We start from the raw sequence: 16277 nt of genomic DNA on the forward strand, positions 1-16277 counted from the left end.
ACCTAACCCAGCAAGGGATTATTCACCAGCGCCAGCGTACTACTGGTAGGCAGTATGGAAGTTTTGGCGCGTACTTTTGCCACTGACGCGCCTATTTTGCGTTAGTCTACATATACTTCGTCACAAACCATGCCTATCTACCATCACCTCGGCCAACTGCCGCCCAAGCGCCACACGGTCTTCAAAAGTCCGGCGGGGGCGTTTTATTACGAACAACTCTTCGGCACAGTCGGCTTCGACGGGATGTCGTCGCTGCTGTATCACCTCCACCGCCCCACGCAGGTACAGGCCGTACTCGACCCCGTCGATCTCCGCCCGTCATTGGCGGTAGAACATAACATCATGTCGCGGAAGCTGATCGGGTTTGACGTGGCCCCGGTCGATGATTTTTTGCAAAGCCGTACGCCATTGCTCGTCAACAACGACGTGGTCATTGGCGTGGCGGCCCCGCGCCAGTCGCTTACAGACTATTTCTACAAAAACGCCGACGCCGACGAACTGCTGTTTGTGCACCGGGGTACGGGTACGCTGCATACGTTGCTGGGCCAGATTCCATTTGTGCCGGGCGATTACCTGCTCATTCCTAGAGGCATGATCTACCAGATTGCGTTTAACGAAACAGGCCCTGCCGATGCCGATTCGACAGGTAACCGGCTGTTCTACGTGGAGTCGACCTCGCCGATGTACACGCCTAAACGCTACCGGAATCACTTTGGTCAGCAACTGGAACACTCGCCCTATTCGGAGCGCGACCTAAAGCTGCCTCAGGATCTGGAAACTCACGATGAGCGGGGCGACTTTGTCCTGAAAATCAAGAAAGAAGGCATCCTGCACACGCTGGTATACGATTACCACCCCTTCGATGTGGTGGGCTGGGATGGCTACAATTTCCCCTACGGCATTTCGATTCACGATTTTGAACCCATCACGGGCCGCATTCACCAGCCGCCACCGGTGCATCAGATGTTCGAGACGAAGGCCTGCGTGGTCTGTTCCTTTGTGCCCCGTTTGTTCGATTACCACCCGCAGGCCATTCCAGCCCCCTACAACCACAGCAACATCGACTCTGACGAGGTACTGTATTATGTCGATGGCAACTTCATGTCGCGCAACGGTATAGGTCCGGGCGTGCTAACGCTGCATCCGGGGGGCATTCCGCACGGCCCGCACCCCGGCGCCATGGAACGCAGCATTGGCAAAACCGGCACCGACGAACTCGCCGTGATGGTCGACACGTTCCGCTCCCTACGCCTCACCACCCAGGCTATGGGTATTGATGACGGCGTGTATTTTCAATCGTGGCGGGAGGAAGGGAAGTAAGGGTTTGATTGTTTGTCTGTTTGTTGGTTTGTCTGATGCTGACGCCAATGAGTGTTCGCACTTGACAGACAAACACTAAACTAACAAACAGACAAACCCACAGACAGTCGAACATTTTTCCCCATGCATCCCGATTTTACCCTTCATAACCTGCCGTTTGGCATTTTTAATACCGTCAACAGCGAACCCCGCGTAGGGGTAGCTTTTGGCGACCAGATCATCGACATGGCCCTGGCATCTAACTGGGCCATTTTTGATGACTTTTTGACCAACAAGCAGAAAGAAGCTTTTGAACAGCCGTTTCTCAACGACTTTATCCGCCTGGGTCGGCCTGTTTGGCGGCGGGTTCGGGAGGTGTTACAGCTAGCGCTCACGAAACCTACGTTGCAATGCCAACTGCCCGCACATGCGTTTGTGCCCATGGCCGAGGCCACCATGCACCTGCCCGTTCAGATTGGCGACTACACTGATTTCTATTCCAGCATCGACCACGCCACCAACGTGGGCAAGATGTTTCGCGACCCGGCCAATGCGCTCCTGCCCAACTGGCGGCACCTGCCGGTGGGGTATCATGGGCGGGCATCGTCGGTGGTGGTGTCGGGCACGGATATCCGGCGGCCCAGTGGGCAAATGATGCCAAAAGGCGCTACGCAGCCCGTTTTTGGGCTAAGCCGTCGGCTCGATTTTGAGCTGGAAACGGCCTTTATTGTGGGCAAAGACAGCCCCCTGGGTACAGCCCTGACCCCCGCCGATTTCGACGAACACGTGTTTGGCATGGTGCTGTTTAATGACTGGTCGGCGCGGGACATTCAGCAGTGGGAGTACGTGCCGCTGGGGCCTTTTTTGGGTAAAAGTTTTGGCTCGTCGATGTCGCCCTGGGTAGTAACGATGGAGGCTTTGGCCCCGTTTCGCGTGCCGGGCTACGAGCAGGACCCCACGCCACTGCCTTACTTGCAGGAGACCAACCCGCTGCCCAACCTCGACATTAACCTGGAGGTGGTCCTGGCCACCTCAACGGGGGACGCCGATTCGGGGCAAACGGTCATTTCGCGTTCGAATCAGCGTTTTTTGTATTGGTCGCAGGCGCAGCAGCTGACGCACCATACGGTCAACGGCTGCAACATCCGGGTGGGCGATCTGATGGCATCGGGTACTATTTCGGGGCCGGAACGGTCATCGTGGGGATCGCTGCTGGAACTGTCGTGGGGTGGGGCCGAACCTCTCGCCCTGGCCAACGGCGATACGCGTACCTTTCTGGAAGACGGCGACACCGTCACGTTCCGGGCCTGGGCGGGCGAAGGCGAACACCGTATCGGTTTCGGCGAAGTCACGGGCCGAATTGTGGGCTAATCAAAAAAACACGACCAATGCGCTTTATTCCTTTTCTGTTTCTGCTTGCCACGGCTGCCTGTGGTCAGGATCTACGTACCAAAGGCCTGCAACAGCCGGTTGAGGTGCTACGCGACACATGGGGTGTGAACCACATATACGCCAAGAATGAGCACGACCTGTTCTTTGCGCAGGGGTATCTGGCGGCGCAGGACCGGCTGTTTCAGTTGGAACTCTGGCGGCGGCAGGCCACCGGCACCGTGGCTGAACTGCTTGGTCCGCAAGAACTTAAGCGCGATGTTGGTACGCGGCTGTTTATGTTTCGGCCTCAGAACCTAGATGCTGAACTGAACCGCTACCACCCCCACGGCAGCCAGATTGTGCGGGCGTTTGTGGCGGGCATCAACGCCTACGTAACGGAGATCAACCAAACACCCGAAAAACTGCCCTTCGAGTTTAAGACTCTAAATACCCAGCCCGGACTATGGACGCCGGAGGTGGTCATCAGCCGCCATCAGGGCCTGCTTAGCAACATCCGCGATGAACTAAATTTCGGTCGGCTGGTGCATCTCATCGGGGCCGACAGCCTGCGGGCGTTACAGTGGTTTCACCCAGTAGCTACCAAAGATAGAGACGATAAATCGCCCGACCTGACGCTGCATGTAGATGGCAAAGGACTGATGCAGCACATTTTAGGTCTGTACGAAGCCTTCCGCCTGCCCATCCGGTTTAGCAAAGCCGACAAGACCCTGGGCGTAACCATGGAAGACGACGCGCTCAATAGGAGGGGTAAGGATTTGGACGGTTTGAAGCAGGCCGAAACCGATGCCTGGTTTGACGCAGAAAAGCAGTTTGTGGGGTCGAACAATTGGGCTATTTCGGGGCAGAAATCGGCGAGTGGGTACCCCATGCTGGCCAATGACCCCCACCGGGCGCAGTCGGTGCCCTCGCTGCGGTACTGGGCGCACCTGAACGCACCGGGTTGGAACGTGATTGGTGCGGGTGAGCCTACACTGCCGGGCATATCTATTGGCCATAATGACTACGGCGCGTGGGGCCTTACCATCTTCGACACGGACAATGAAGACCTGTACGTCTACGACATTAACCCCGCCAACGCCAACCAGTATCGGTACAAGGGCCGCTGGGAAACCATGCGCACCCGCCGCGAAACTATTGCTGTGAAGGGGCAGGCGGCCCAAACCATCAAGCTGAAATACACCCGCCACGGGCCGGTGGTGTTTGAAGACGGCCCTTCCCACAAAGCCTATGCCGTGCGGGCGGGCTGGCTCGAACCGGGCTGCTCGCCCTACCTGGCTAGCCTGCGCATGAATCAGGCCCGGTCGTGGACCGAGTTTCGGCAGGCGTGTCTGGCTAGCCGGGTGCCGGGTGAAAACATGATCTGGAGCGATCCCAAAGGCACCATTGGCTGGCAGGCGGTGGGGCTGGCCCCCATCCGAAAAAACTGGACGGGGCTGGTGCCCGTACCCGGCGATGGTCGCTACGAGTGGGCCGGTTTTTTACCCATCGACCAGTTGCCGCATTCCGAAAATCCCCAGTCGGGTGTGATCGTGACGGCCAATAACAACCTGACGCCCACCGACTTTCCGCACCGCGATGCCATTGGTTGGGTGTGGGCTAGCCCTTCGCGGGCGCAACGCATTGAAGAGGTGCTGAGCGACGGCAAGCGCAAGACCGTGAGCGATTTCATGCGCCTGCAAGCTGACTATATAGCCCTACCCGCCCGCACGCTGGTGCCCCTGCTGGAACCTCTTTCGGCAGAAGAACAGACCACCGAACAGGCGTTGGCGTACCTCCGCAAGTGGAACTACTCGCTCGATATGAACTCGGTAGCGGCATCTATCTATGTGGGTTTTGAAGCCAGCCTACGCCGTGCCTTCGCCGACCTGACCATCCCTGCCGATGCCAAACCGTACCTAAAATCGGTTCCCACCAAACGCATCCTGGACTGGGCAGTGTCGCCGCAGTTGATTCTCCATCAGGCCATTAACCGCGACAGCCTGCTGTTGGCCTGCGTGGCGCAGTCAGTGGCCGATTTAACGCAGCGATTGGGACCAGACATGGAAACGTGGGTGTACGGGCAGCGCACCAACAAGCACATCACCCTCACCCACACCCTCAGCGACCTGGTAGGCGACGAGCAGCGGAAGCGAATTAACCTGGGACCCGTACCTCGAGGCGGCTACAGCGAAACCGTGAACGTGACGGGAAGTGGCCTGAATCAGGAGCATGGCGCGTCGTTTCGGATTGTGATGGACACCGAAGACTGGGACCGCACGATGGGTATCAATACGCCCGGTCAGTCGGGCAACCCCGACAGTCCTCATTACCGCGACTTATTCCCCCTCTGGGCTGAAAACAGCTATTTTCCCGTGTTTTTTACCCGCAAAAGGATTGAGCAGGTAACAGAGAGCAAGATGGTTTTGAAACCGTAGACTGGTCATTAGTCATTACGCTTCGCTGTCATTGGTCATTTGTTGTATTCAGCTGCCAATGACCAATGACAGCGAAGCGTAATGACTAATGACCAGTTCACACCGGCAAATACACGCTGAAAGTGGCTCCCTGGTTGGGCTGGCTGGTTACGGTGATGGCTCCACCATGGTTGGCTACCACTTTTTCGCAGATGGCCAGCCCGATGCCCGTACCCGCAAACTGCCCGCGACCGTGTAGCCGCTGAAACACCTGGAAAATACGATCTGCATATTTCTCGTCGAACCCAATCCCGTTATCGGCCACGTCGATGCGGTAGTAGGTGTCGGCTTCGCGTGCTGGCTTAAGTATGTGGGGCAGGGCGGCGGCGGGTAGGGTATGTACCGTGATGTTCACCTGGGGCGGAATACCTGGGCGAGTAAATTTCAGGGCATTGCTGAGCAGGTTTTGAAAAAGCTGACCCAATTGCGAGGCATCACCCTGGACGGTGGGGAGTGGCACCACCTCGATCACTGCCTTGGTCTCCTGAATGCGCAAATCGAGATCGAGCAGAGCGTTGGAAACAACGGTTGTCAATGACACACGGGTGGTGGCCTCCTGCCGGGTCGAGATGCGCGAAAACGTCAGCAGGTCCTGAATAAGTATCGACATCCGGTTGGCCGAGGCCTTCATCCGATCCAGCAGGTCGCCACCATCGCCTAGTTTATCACCATACTGAGTTGAGATCAGCGTGCCGAATGACTGAATCTTGCGGAGCGGTTCCTGCAAATCGTGCGAGGCCACGTAGGCAAACTGCTGAAGATTCTGATTCGACCGTTCCAGGTCACGCACTGAGGCCTGCAATTGCTGGGTGCGTTCGGCCACTTTCCGTTCCAGTTCGGCTTCAAGTTCTTTCTGCTGCTGAATATCGGTGGCCGTGCCGACCCATTGGATAATCTGACCCGATTCGTCGGACAGGGGCCGGGCGCGGTTAAGGTGCCAGCGATATACGCCGTCGGCCCGTTTGTAGCGGTTTTCGACCACAAACTCTTCGTCGGTAGCTAAGGCGTGCTGATAACGGGCTACTGTCTGGGCCACATCGTCTGGGTGAACCACGGCCTGCCAGCCCCAGTCGCGGGTTTGTTCAAACGTCAGGCCCGTATAATCGTACCACCGCTGGTTGTAGAAATCAACATCGCCTGTTGGGGTGTTGGTCCAGGTCATCTGCGACATGGATTCGAGCAGGGTACGGAACTGCCGCGCACTTTCTTCAATTTTCTGGCGGGCCAGCACTTGCTGGGTCACGTCGGTGGCAATGACAAACACACCTGAGATCGAGCCATCTGCTTCATACTGGGGCTGATAGGTCAGGTCAACGTAAATTGTCTGTAGCTGACCCTGCCGCAGCAGTTGTGCCGCCACCTCATTGGCAATGAATGGCTTGCCGGTTTCTATTACTTCGTTCAGCAGTTGGTCGAACCCCTGCCCGGCCAGTTCAGGCATCGCCTCCAGCATGGGTCTGCCAAGCAGTTCGTCGGGGGCACGTCCGGTCAATACGCCATAGAACGGGTTTACCAGACTAAACGTGAGGTTTTCTTTTTGAATAATGGCAATGCCTACCGGCGACCGCTCAAACAGGGCCAATAACTGCCGTTGACTTGACTCAACCTTCTGCCTGGCCATCAGGCTCTCTGTTACGTCAACGGCCATGTTCATAATGGCATAGACTTCCCCATTATTGGTAAAAAGGGGTTTATAAGTGTAATCGAAATAATACGTACGCAGAATTCCATCAACTAGTAGCGTAGCTTTTTCTGCTGTGGCAACATAGGGTTTGCCCGTGGTGAACACCTGGTCAAGAATGGCTAAGAAGGGCTGGCCGTCTAGCTCAGGCAGGGCCTTGGCAAGAGGCTGACCAAGCACCGATCGGTCTTTGCCCCAATAGGTAATGATCGTGTCGTTGGCTACTTCGATCACCAGATCACGACCCACCAGCAGGCAGGTTGCTACCGGCGCTTCTTCAATCAGCGACCGGAACTTGGCTTCGCTACTGCGCAGGGCTACTGCTGCTTCCCGTTGCCGGTTGATGTTGGTATGTACCCCCACCCACTCGCGGATCGAGCCATCGGTGTTGAGCAAAGGAATGGCCCGTACCGAGAACAACTCATAATGTCCCGCCGCTATCCTTACCCGATGCTCGAATACAAACATACTGCGTTGCGCAAGCGCCTGTTCCCAGGCCGCAATGGTTGGCTGTATATCGTCGGGGTGAACGGCTTTGGCCCAGCCGTAGCCCTGGTAGTCGTTGTACTGCTGCCCCGTCAGACTGCTCCAGCCAGGTTGTTCGCCTTCCATTTCGCCAATGGCGTTGTTGGTCCACAGGATACCTTCAACGGCAGTGATAGCGGCCTGAAACCGTTGTTCACTGGCCCGCAGCGCTTCTTCGGCCTTTATTCGCTCGGTAAGGTCCCTGGCCACTGCAAACATGTGGGGTTTGCCATCCAGCAACAGCCCGCCCATATTTACCTCAACAGGGTAGGTAATGCCGTCTTTACGGCGGTGGATGGTTTCAAAGGGTGGTATCTTTTCGGTCTGTGACCGGGCAAAGGCTGCGGTAAATACAGTGTCGTTATAGATTAGGTCTACGTCGGGGACTCGCAACGTCTGGGCTTCTTCGGCAGTGTAGCCCCAGCGATCAAGGGCCAGTTGGTTGAGGTAGGCGAATGTACCATCTTCGCGCATCAGGATAAAGGGGTCCGAAGCGTTTTCGACCATGTACCGGAAGCGGGTGAGTGCTGCTTCTGACTGGCGCAACTGGTTAGCAGCCATCACCTGTTGCGTGGTTTCGGTGCAGGTTACCAGCACACCGGCTGTCTGGCCTTCATCGTTATAAGCCGGGCCGTAACTGAAGGTCCAGTATACGTCTTCAAGCTGGCCATTGCGGTGAATGGGCACCAGCTGATTTTCGTACCAGACTGGCTCGGCCGTGGTTATGACTTGCTCAATCAGGGGACCAATGAACGACCAGATTTCTGGCCATACGGCTTTGGCAGGCCTTCCAATGGCAGGGTGTTTACCAGTTTGTCCCAGGCTAGGCCGGTAAGCGTCGTTATAAAAACACGTCAGCTCGTCGCCCCAGAACAAAAACATGGGGAATGCCGAATGCAACACAATACCCAAAGTGGTCTGCAGACTTAGCGGCCAGGCGTCGGGTGGACCGAGGGGCGTTTGGGTCCAGTTGAATTCGCGGGTTAGCTGGCCCAACTCCCCGCCACCGTTCAGAAATGAGTATTGGCGTGTAGTGGTAGGGGTCATAAAATGATGGCTGAATAGCGGCTTAAAATAATAGCAAATCGGCATCAGGAAGTAATCATTGGCCGGAATTCCATTCTGCGGGCTTTGCCAACCAGGCCTACGCTGCCATTGTATGGCGCGATAGCTTTAGCCCTGCATCAGGATAAAATTGACCCGGTTTACCTTTTAGCCGGTAGGACCTATTGAATTTTACCCTGCTGCTGCGGTTTGTTGATCGCCTGGGGTTGCTTTCCGGCTGAATCGCCTAATTTTAGCTTTTGCTACGTATGGCATTACCTCTCTAAACCCACGAAACTGTTTTCATGAAGCAACTTGTTACTGCGGATTACATCGTTTTCCTCCTCTATTTTATTGGCGTTTCGGCCTATGGCTACTGGATCTACAAACGCAAGCAGACCAAAAATCAAGATACTAAAGATTTCTTCCTGGCCGAAGGGTCGCTGACCTGGTGGGCTATTGGGGCGTCGCTCATCGCCTCTAACATCTCGGCCGAACAGTTCATCGGCATGTCGGGCAATGGGTTCACGCTGGGGGTAGCTGTGGCGGCCTATGAGTGGCTGGCGGCCATTGCGCTCATTATTGTGGCGGTGTGGTTCATTCCGATCTACCTGAAGAATAAAATCTACACCATGCCGCAGTTTCTGAGCACCCGCTATAATGAAACCGTGAGCCTGATCATGGCCGTGTTCTGGCTGTTTCTGTACGTTTTCGTTAACCTGACCTCTATCCTGTTTCTGGGTGCTCTGGCCATCAGCAGCCTCGTTGGCCCCGATTCGTTTCATCCCATCGTGATCGGCCTCAGCCTGTTTGCCATCGTGATCACCCTCGGCGGCATGAAAGTGATTGGCTTCACCGACGTGATTCAGGTGCTGGTGCTCATCATTGGTGGCCTGGTAACGACCTACCTGGCGCTGGTAAAGGTGAGCGAAGTGATGGGCCTGGGTTCATCGGCAGTGACGGGGTTTCAGGCTATGATTGCCAACGCCGATGACCACTTCCACATGATCTTCGAGAAGCCCACCGCCAATACCCCGCAAGTGGAAGTAAACAAGTATTTGACCCTGCCGGGCATTGCTATGTACCTGGCCGGGCAGTGGATCGTGAACCTCAACTACTGGGGTTGCAACCAGTATATTACCCAGCGCGCCTTGGGTGCCGACCTGCAAACGGCCCGTACGGGTATTCTGTTTGCAGCCTTGCTGAAGCTGTTTATGCCCCTGATCGTGATGGTGCCGGGCATTGCCGCCTATGTGATTTTCAAAAATGGCGGTCTCCAGGCCGAAATGGCCACCAACGGCAAGGTCATGGCCGACAACGCCTACTCGGCGGTGCTCACGTTCCTGCCTAGTGGACTCAAAGGTCTGTCGGTGGCGGCGCTGACGGCGGCTATCGTGGCCTCGCTGGCGGGCAAAGCCAACTCCATTTCTACCATCTTCACGCTCGACATCTACCAGAAATACATCAAGCCGCAGGCCAATCAGCAGCAGCTGGTGTGGGTGGGTCGGCTCACGATTTTGGCGGCCATGCTGATCTCTATTGGCTTCACCTGGCAAGATTCGCTCGGCATTGGGGGTGAGGGTGGCTTCACCTTCATCCAGAAGTATACGGGCTACGTTAGCCCCGGTATTTTCGCCGTGTTTATCCTGGGCTTTTTCTGGAAACGGACCACCGGTGCCGCCGCCGTAACGGGTATTTTGCTGGGCCTGGGGCTGGCGGTGCTCTTCAATGATTTTGCGCCAAAACTATTCGGCAATGAAACGCTGCTATACACGGCCTTCTTCAACAGCAATTCGGGCCAAATGGAGATTCCGTTCCTGATCTGCATGGGCTGGTCATTTGTGTTTACGGTATTGACTATGGTGGCCATGAGCCTGGCCGGACCCAAAATCAACCCCAAAGCCTTCGTTATCGACGCCAGCATGTTCCGCGTGTCGCCATCAACAACGACCATGATTGTTATCATCCTGGTCATCATTTCGGCCTTGTATATTCGGTTTTGGTAGTACTTGTAGAGACGCAAGATTTTGCGTCTCAGGCGCGGCATACTAAGAATGATAACCGATGGCTTTCATTAAAAATCATTCATACCTCTTAGTATGTCGCGCCTGAGACGCAAAATCTTGCGTCTCTACTACCTTTGCCTCCTGAATCTCCTCCCCTGTGAACGAAATACGCGTGTTTGCCCCGGCTACGGTGGCCAATGTGGCTTGTGGCTTCGATATTTTTGGCTTTGCCGTCGATCAGCCCGGCGATGAAGTGCTGCTCCGCCAAACCGACGTGCCGGGGGTTCGTATCCTCGACATCATTGGCGACGACGGTCGGCTGCCCCGCGAGGCTGCCCGCAATACGGCCGGCATTGCCATCCAGGTGTTTCTGAAAAAGCTAGGCCGTACCGACGTGGGTTTCGACATGGTGCTGACCAAGCATATGCCCCTGGGTAGTGGGCTGGGATCCAGCGCGGCGAGTGCCGTGGCGGGGGTTTTTGCGGCTAACGAACTGCTGGGCAGGCCCCTGACCACGCTGGAACTGCTACCCTTTGCTATGGAAGGCGAGCGTGTAGCCTGCGGTTCGGCTCATGCCGATAACGTGGGGCCGTCGTTGCTGGGGGGATTTGTGGTTGTTCGGAGTTACAATCCCCTCGACGTGATCAAGATTGAAACGCCCGCCAATCTGTTCGCCACGCTGGTGCACCCCGACGTGGAGGTGAACACCAAAGACGCCCGCTACATTCTGAAAAACGAGGTGTCGCTCAAGAATGCGATCACGCAGATGGGCAACGTAGCGGGCCTCATTGCGGGCCTGATGAAGCCCGATTATGACCTCATCGGCCGCTCGATGGTCGACGTGATCATTGAACCCGTCCGGTCGATTCTCATTCCCGAATTCAACGAAGTGAAACAGGCTGCCATGGCCAGCGGTGCCCTGGGGTGCAGTATTTCCGGCTCCGGCCCGTCGATGTTTGCCCTCAGCCGCGACGCCGAAACCGCTCAACACGTGGGGCAAGCCATGCAACAGGCGTTCCTCTCCGTCGGCATCACCAGCGACGTATACGTCTCCGGCATCAACAACGCCGGACCGAGGGTGATGTACTGAAAGGAGTGGCAGTAGGCAGTGCTGACGCTGCTATATTGCTCTAGCGTCAGCACTGCCTACTGCCACTGCCCACTGCCACTTCTCTTAGTACATCACCGTCAGTGTACCCTGCTGTTCGGGTAGGAAGGGAGTAGGCCGCACCATGTAGTGATACACGCCCGACGGGATCAACTGCCCGGACAGTCGCCCGTCCCAGGGGTGTTGGTAGTCGTCGCTGGCAAAGACTACCTCGCCCCAGCGGTTGAACACCCGCACCGTGCAGCCCGGAAAAGACTCAACACCCCGAAACTCCCAGGTGTCGTTCATCCTGTCGCCGTTAGGGCTGAAGGCCGTGGGGATAAACAGGCCCGGCAGCACCGTCAGCTCCACGTCGTCAGAGAGGGGGCATACGCCGTTGCGGCTCACGACGAGGCGGTAGGTGGTGGTCTGGGCAGGCTGCGCCACCGTGCTAATGGCCGTACCCGAACTCAGCCCCGCCACCGGTAACCAGGTGAAGGTTAGCCCCGTGCCGGGTGGGCCGGTTAAGGAAACTCGGCTACCCACTACGATGGTCTGGTTCGGGCCAAGATCGGGCTGTGGCACGTCGACTACGGTATACGTTCGGGTAGTGTCGGCGCGGCACCCGGCAGCGTTCGTTACTGAATACACAACCGTGTGGCGACCAGCCCCCACCAGGGCCGGGTTTAGCTGACTACCGCTGACGCCCGTGCCTGAAAACACGCCACCCACGGGGCTACCCCGCAAAGCCAGCGCCGGGGCCGAAGACCCGCAAATAGGCGAAATAGAGTCGATTTGGGGCACTGGGCGGGCGTTCACCTGCGCCACCGCCGACTTCACCGAACAAACCGAATCGCTGACGGTAACCAGATACCCCCCCGGCTTGTCGGCGCGGGTGGTGGCCGCCGTGGTAGACAAGGGTGCACCGTTGAATTGCCAGCTGTAGCTGATGCCGGTTAGCGACTGGGGAAGCCTGACAGTTAGTTGACTTCCCGTGCAGAGCGGCCCCGACAGCGATGCCACCACGATGGCACTCGTGAGCGGGCTTTTCACCAGCTTCACCGAGTCGGCGCTGAGGCAATTGTTGGCCGTATTTAGTATCTCCAGCCGGTATTTTCCGCCCCGTGGCGACATCAGTTTGGGGCTTGTTTCGCCGGGTAGGGGCTGGCCATCCTGAAACCACTGGTACCTGAAATTGGGGCTGGTGTTGGCCTGTAATGATGCAGGACGATCTGCACAAATGACCGTGTCAGCGACCGTAATCCGGGCCGGGTCGTTGGGTTTATACGTCACCCTGAACGCCTCCGAGACCGAGTCACGGGTGCAGACGGTGGCAAAACTTTTGATAACCGTATAGTCGCCCGCCAGCGTGGTGCGAATCGTAGGTTTGTTTTCGCCGGGTAGGTTATAACCGTCGCGCCGCCACTGGTAGTTGAAGTCGGGTGCGTTTTCTGACGTAAGTGTAATGTCGCTGCCCAGGCAGATGGCAATGGGCGAGGCCCCCGTTGGCGAGACCGGCGTAATGACGGGCTTGGGCGGCACCTGCGGCGAACAGTCGACAACCAGAATCTGATGGTCGCGGCGCACTTCGCCAATCTTCACGCCGTTCCGATATTCTTCGCAAAGCACCGCAAAGGCAAACAAACCCAGCTTGTCGGGCCTTACGCTCAGCACACCGTCGCTGCTGATGGTCAGAGCTGGTTTTCCCGAAATAGCATTTTTGGCCGAGTAGCCCGGTTGCCACGACAGCAAGGGAAAATCGGGGTCTTTGTACGAATTCTTGAAACCATAGGGCGTGTAGATATTGTCGCGGTAGGGTGTCACGAGCGAATACCGCAGTTCATCACCGTCGGCGTCGGTGGCCTGAAAGGGGAGGGTGAAATCTTTGTCGCGGCAGATGTATTCGGGGTTGGGCGTCAGGAATACCGGCGACGAGTTGCGGAAGGCACCACCCCCGCGCAGCAGGGCCGGAAACGCCAGGTAGTAGATCATACCCGACTGATCGGGCCGGTCGATGTTGGTGACGTTTTTGTTACGGCAGCACTTCTCCCAAACGATATAGTAGCCTGCCGGGTCGTTGTACTGCGCGGCGTCGAGTTGAATCAGCCCCTGGTATTTCACCTCCGACGTTTCCAGGCCCTTCGACCGGGCACAGGCGGGGTTGGCGTAGACCAGCAGGATTTTACGGAGAAATTTCAGCGGGAAATCGCCCATCAGCTTATTGTCGCGCTGCCTGAAAATGGAGAGGAAAATCTGCGGGTCAATGACGGCCTCGGGGCCTTTGCTGGCTTCGTCGATATACAGATTAAGGCTCAACCGATACTGTCCCGGCTTACCCGTAGCCACCAGCTCCACGTTGCCCCCGGCAATGTGCGATGCCCAGGCTAGTCTACTGGTGAGGCAAAACAGCATGAAAAAAAGTAGTGCTGGTTTCATACGTCGAGATAACAAGTAAGCAAGGAAAAATACGAACTAATCGGGAAAGCAACGTATACTTATCTACTGGTTGGCCCGAATACGGGCAAGACCTTAACCAGACGCAAAAGGTTGCTTCGTACCGTATATCTCAGACGTGATTTTCGTAGCGACCGCTGGGTAGAGGATCTCTTTTCGCAACACTAGGCGGCGTGGGTAGGTTATCCGTCAAATTACCAACGTTATGTCAACTCCCGAAAAAGCCAGCCGAGCCTTCAATTATGACCTGGACTACCGCAACCTGAACCTGCGCGAACAGCCGGAGCTTTATCGCGTAGGTAAGGGCGAGATGGGGGTCTTGTTGGTGAGGCCGTACAGAGACGAAATCCTGCCCCACTGGCGCTTTAAAACGCCGGATATCGCCCGCGAATCGTCGGAGAAAATCTACGCGATGTTTCTCGATTACAAAGCCGCCAACGACTTCATTGGCATGGACATGGCCAGAAAATTTTTGCAAATGGGCTATACACGGGCGAGGCGGTACGCCAACCACGCCTCTGGCCAGAAATACGATGGCCCCGTTCCTGATGATAAAAAAGGGCAGTCTGGTGCGCACGGCCGCGAGCAGCTACCGCGCACGGAAGACCCCGTCAAAGCCGAATCGGCCCGGATTTTCTACGCCAAATACCTCCAGGCCCGCGAAGACCCGGAGTATAAGAAACAAAGAAAAGAGTGGCAGGAGAAGTGGGGGTGAGGTAATAGGCCGAGGGCTATTTCCGGCCAAAGTCGGCGGGGTTTTCGCCCCACTGGGTGGTTTCCCATTTCAGAATCGCATTGGCAAACCGGTGGGTGTTGAGCCAGGTTTCGGCCCGTTGGATCAGCTCGAACAGCTCGGCGTTGCGGGGGGTGGGGTCCAGCTTAGTGTTGGCCTTTTTCTTTTTCACCCAGCTAATGGCCGTGCGCGAATCGGAGTAGACAGGCAGGTTCGAGTCGCGCTGATGGAGCATGGCAAGGGCGTGGACCACCGCCAGAAACTCGCCGATGTTGTTGGTGCCGTCGGGGTAGGGGCCGCGGTGGAAGAGTTTTTGTTTCGTAGGGAGGTAAATACCCTGATATTCCATGTCGCCGGTGGCGGTGTTCCAGGCGGCATCGACCACCACGCTGTCTTCAATGGGGGGGCGGTGCAGGTCGGTGAGTTTCAGTTGTGGGGCGGCTTTGCCCTTGCTACCCATGTACCGCGATGGCTTGTCGCTGTAGGCTTTCAAGGCCTCTACCTTACTGTCGAACGATTTAAAAACGGCCTTGTCGAAGCCTTCAACCTGCTTCTTGCACGTATCCCAGCTATCGAACACCCCCGTTTGCCGCCCACTCCAGACCACGTAATATTTCTGCTTCTTCGCCATAATTTATGATGCCGGAATCACTTCGGCTAAATCGACATAAGTAATCGTTAGATTTTTGAGCTGACCATAAGGAAATACAACTAATTGCTCATTTATTTCCTCAGACTCGTCGTAACTAAACGCTTCTTTATTGCTGAATTTTTCGCCCAACGGACTGTCGAAATTCGCCGATTGCTGGTATTTAAATCCACTTATCTCTTTATGAATAAATCGTTTAGACACGTTAAATAAAATAATTCTGTCCAAGCCATTATTGTCTGATAACTCATAATCCCAAAGAAAACCATCGTAGATGATCGATTGCTCTTTTGTTTCACTCAACACGTGAATCCAAATAACGTCAAGCGTTTTTTCCGCTTTACCCAAAATTCGGCCTGAGAGCAAATAATCCCAATCGCTACTGAAGCGTAATAGTTTGATAAACAGGTCGATGTAATACCGTTTGACTACTGTACGGCAGACTGCCCCTATACTACTTGCTACCACCAAAAGGGCCAAAAAATAGCCTATAAAACGGGGTAAGCTATCCGTAACCTGCTCAATAGCAGCAGCATCGAGCCTGTCTGCAACTAAAATCCTGTAGACCAGTCCATAGTCGGGTACGCTTACTCGCCAATGACCAAAGCCCGACACCAGCTGAATGGTTAACAAATGCACAAAAAAAGCAGGCAATAAAGAAGCGATAACCTGCTCCCATATTGCCTGCCCGAAAATGCGAAATTTACTTTTACTTACGTTTCTGTTAAACTGAATCTGACCTTTGCCTAATGGCACCGTTGCTGAAGCACCAAAGATTCCTTTTACATCGAAACCTCGAACATACAAAACCCGAAACAAAACACCTGGGTAAAGTAACGCCACAATAACGACGGCCCCGAAAGCTATATTCATTCGGAAACCAGTTAACGGGAGGTCACTTCGACAACGACACTTTTGCTTTTGTCTTTGTCATAATAAGTGATTCTGTTGCTC

10 protein-coding genes are annotated in these 16277 nt (G+C 55.7%); 6 read left to right on the top strand and 4 right to left on the bottom strand.

The window, feature by feature from the left end; translation table 11 throughout:
* The first annotated feature begins 129 nt into the window (after positions 1 to 129).
* The 3 genes from J2I48_RS05580 (at position 130) to J2I48_RS05590 (ending at position 5105) form a co-directional block, all read left to right on the top strand.
* Entirely contained in the window at positions 130 to 1320 is a 1191-nt protein-coding gene (locus tag J2I48_RS05580) for a homogentisate 1,2-dioxygenase (protein WP_207334417.1), read from the top strand.
* Between the two features lie 123 nt (positions 1321 to 1443).
* Complete coding sequence (gene fahA / locus J2I48_RS05585; protein ID WP_207334418.1) at positions 1444 to 2670, top strand: fumarylacetoacetase; 1227 nt, start codon at positions 1444 to 1446, stop codon at positions 2668 to 2670.
* A 17-nt stretch (positions 2671 to 2687) separates the two neighbouring features.
* A complete protein-coding gene (locus tag J2I48_RS05590; RefSeq protein ID WP_207334419.1) occupies positions 2688 to 5105 on the top strand; it encodes a penicillin acylase family protein in 2418 nt (805 codons plus the stop codon).
* 97 nt (positions 5106 to 5202) lie between these two features.
* Here the strand turns inward: J2I48_RS05590 and J2I48_RS05595 are convergent, their stop codons facing one another.
* A complete protein-coding gene (locus tag J2I48_RS05595) occupies positions 5203 to 8397 on the bottom strand; it encodes a PAS domain S-box protein (RefSeq protein WP_207334420.1) in 3195 nt (1064 codons plus the stop codon).
* Between the two features lie 302 nt (positions 8398 to 8699).
* On the opposite strand from J2I48_RS05595, the gene J2I48_RS05600 reads away from it, so the two are divergent.
* Positions 8700 to 10400 (top strand): sodium:solute symporter family transporter, encoded by a 1701-nt coding sequence (locus J2I48_RS05600; RefSeq protein WP_207334421.1) that lies wholly within the window; start codon positions 8700 to 8702, stop codon positions 10398 to 10400.
* A 157-nt stretch (positions 10401 to 10557) separates the two neighbouring features.
* A complete protein-coding gene (locus J2I48_RS05605; protein WP_207334422.1) occupies positions 10558 to 11490 on the top strand; it encodes a homoserine kinase in 933 nt (310 codons plus the stop codon).
* A gap of 84 nt (positions 11491 to 11574) precedes the next feature.
* Here J2I48_RS05605 and J2I48_RS05610 read toward each other — a convergent pair whose 3' ends face one another.
* Positions 11575 to 13923: a T9SS type B sorting domain-containing protein gene (locus J2I48_RS05610; RefSeq protein ID WP_207334423.1), complete on the bottom strand. Its 2349-nt coding sequence runs from the start codon at positions 13921 to 13923 to the stop codon at positions 11575 to 11577.
* A 223-nt stretch (positions 13924 to 14146) separates the two neighbouring features.
* Here J2I48_RS05610 and J2I48_RS05615 point away from each other — a divergent pair, with 223 nt between their 5' ends.
* On the top strand, positions 14147 to 14656 hold the full coding sequence (locus J2I48_RS05615) for a DUF4385 domain-containing protein (protein WP_207334424.1): 510 nt from the start codon (positions 14147 to 14149) through the stop codon (positions 14654 to 14656).
* 16 nt (positions 14657 to 14672) lie between these two features.
* On the opposite strand, the gene J2I48_RS05620 is transcribed toward J2I48_RS05615, so the two are convergent.
* Together J2I48_RS05620 and J2I48_RS05625 are read right to left on the bottom strand one after the other, a co-directional pair.
* The gene (locus J2I48_RS05620) at positions 14673 to 15305 is read right to left on the bottom strand and encodes a ribonuclease H1 domain-containing protein (RefSeq protein ID WP_207334425.1); all 633 of its coding nucleotides are present in this window, start codon (positions 15303 to 15305) and stop codon (positions 14673 to 14675) included.
* 3 nt (positions 15306 to 15308) lie between these two features.
* The gene (locus tag J2I48_RS05625; protein WP_207334426.1) at positions 15309 to 16196 is read right to left on the bottom strand and encodes a hypothetical protein; all 888 of its coding nucleotides are present in this window, start codon (positions 16194 to 16196) and stop codon (positions 15309 to 15311) included.
* Positions 16197 to 16277: the final 81 nt, after the last annotated feature.

The sequence above is a fragment of the Fibrella aquatilis genome, assembly GCF_017353255.1.
Taxonomy (GTDB): Bacteria; Bacteroidota; Bacteroidia; order Cytophagales; family Spirosomataceae; genus Fibrella; species Fibrella aquatilis.

Excerpts from the sequence above, each read along its gene's own strand:
- J2I48_RS05595 (WP_207334420.1), bottom strand. The coding sequence starts at position 8,397 with ATGACCCCTACCACTACACGCCAATACTCATTTCTGAACGGTGGCGGG.
- J2I48_RS05615 (WP_207334424.1), top strand. The coding sequence starts at position 14,147 with ATGTCAACTCCCGAAAAAGCCAGCCGAGCCTTCAATTATGACCTGGAC.
- fahA (WP_207334418.1), top strand. The coding sequence starts at position 1,444 with ATGCATCCCGATTTTACCCTTCATAACCTGCCGTTTGGCATTTTTAAT.
- J2I48_RS05590 (WP_207334419.1), top strand. The coding sequence starts at position 2,688 with ATGCGCTTTATTCCTTTTCTGTTTCTGCTTGCCACGGCTGCCTGTGGT.
- J2I48_RS05620 (WP_207334425.1), bottom strand. The coding sequence starts at position 15,305 with ATGGCGAAGAAGCAGAAATATTACGTGGTCTGGAGTGGGCGGCAAACG.
- J2I48_RS05580 (WP_207334417.1), top strand. The coding sequence starts at position 130 with ATGCCTATCTACCATCACCTCGGCCAACTGCCGCCCAAGCGCCACACG.
- J2I48_RS05625 (WP_207334426.1), bottom strand. The coding sequence starts at position 16,196 with ATGAATATAGCTTTCGGGGCCGTCGTTATTGTGGCGTTACTTTACCCA.
- J2I48_RS05610 (WP_207334423.1), bottom strand. The coding sequence starts at position 13,923 with ATGAAACCAGCACTACTTTTTTTCATGCTGTTTTGCCTCACCAGTAGA.
- J2I48_RS05600 (WP_207334421.1), top strand. The coding sequence starts at position 8,700 with ATGAAGCAACTTGTTACTGCGGATTACATCGTTTTCCTCCTCTATTTT.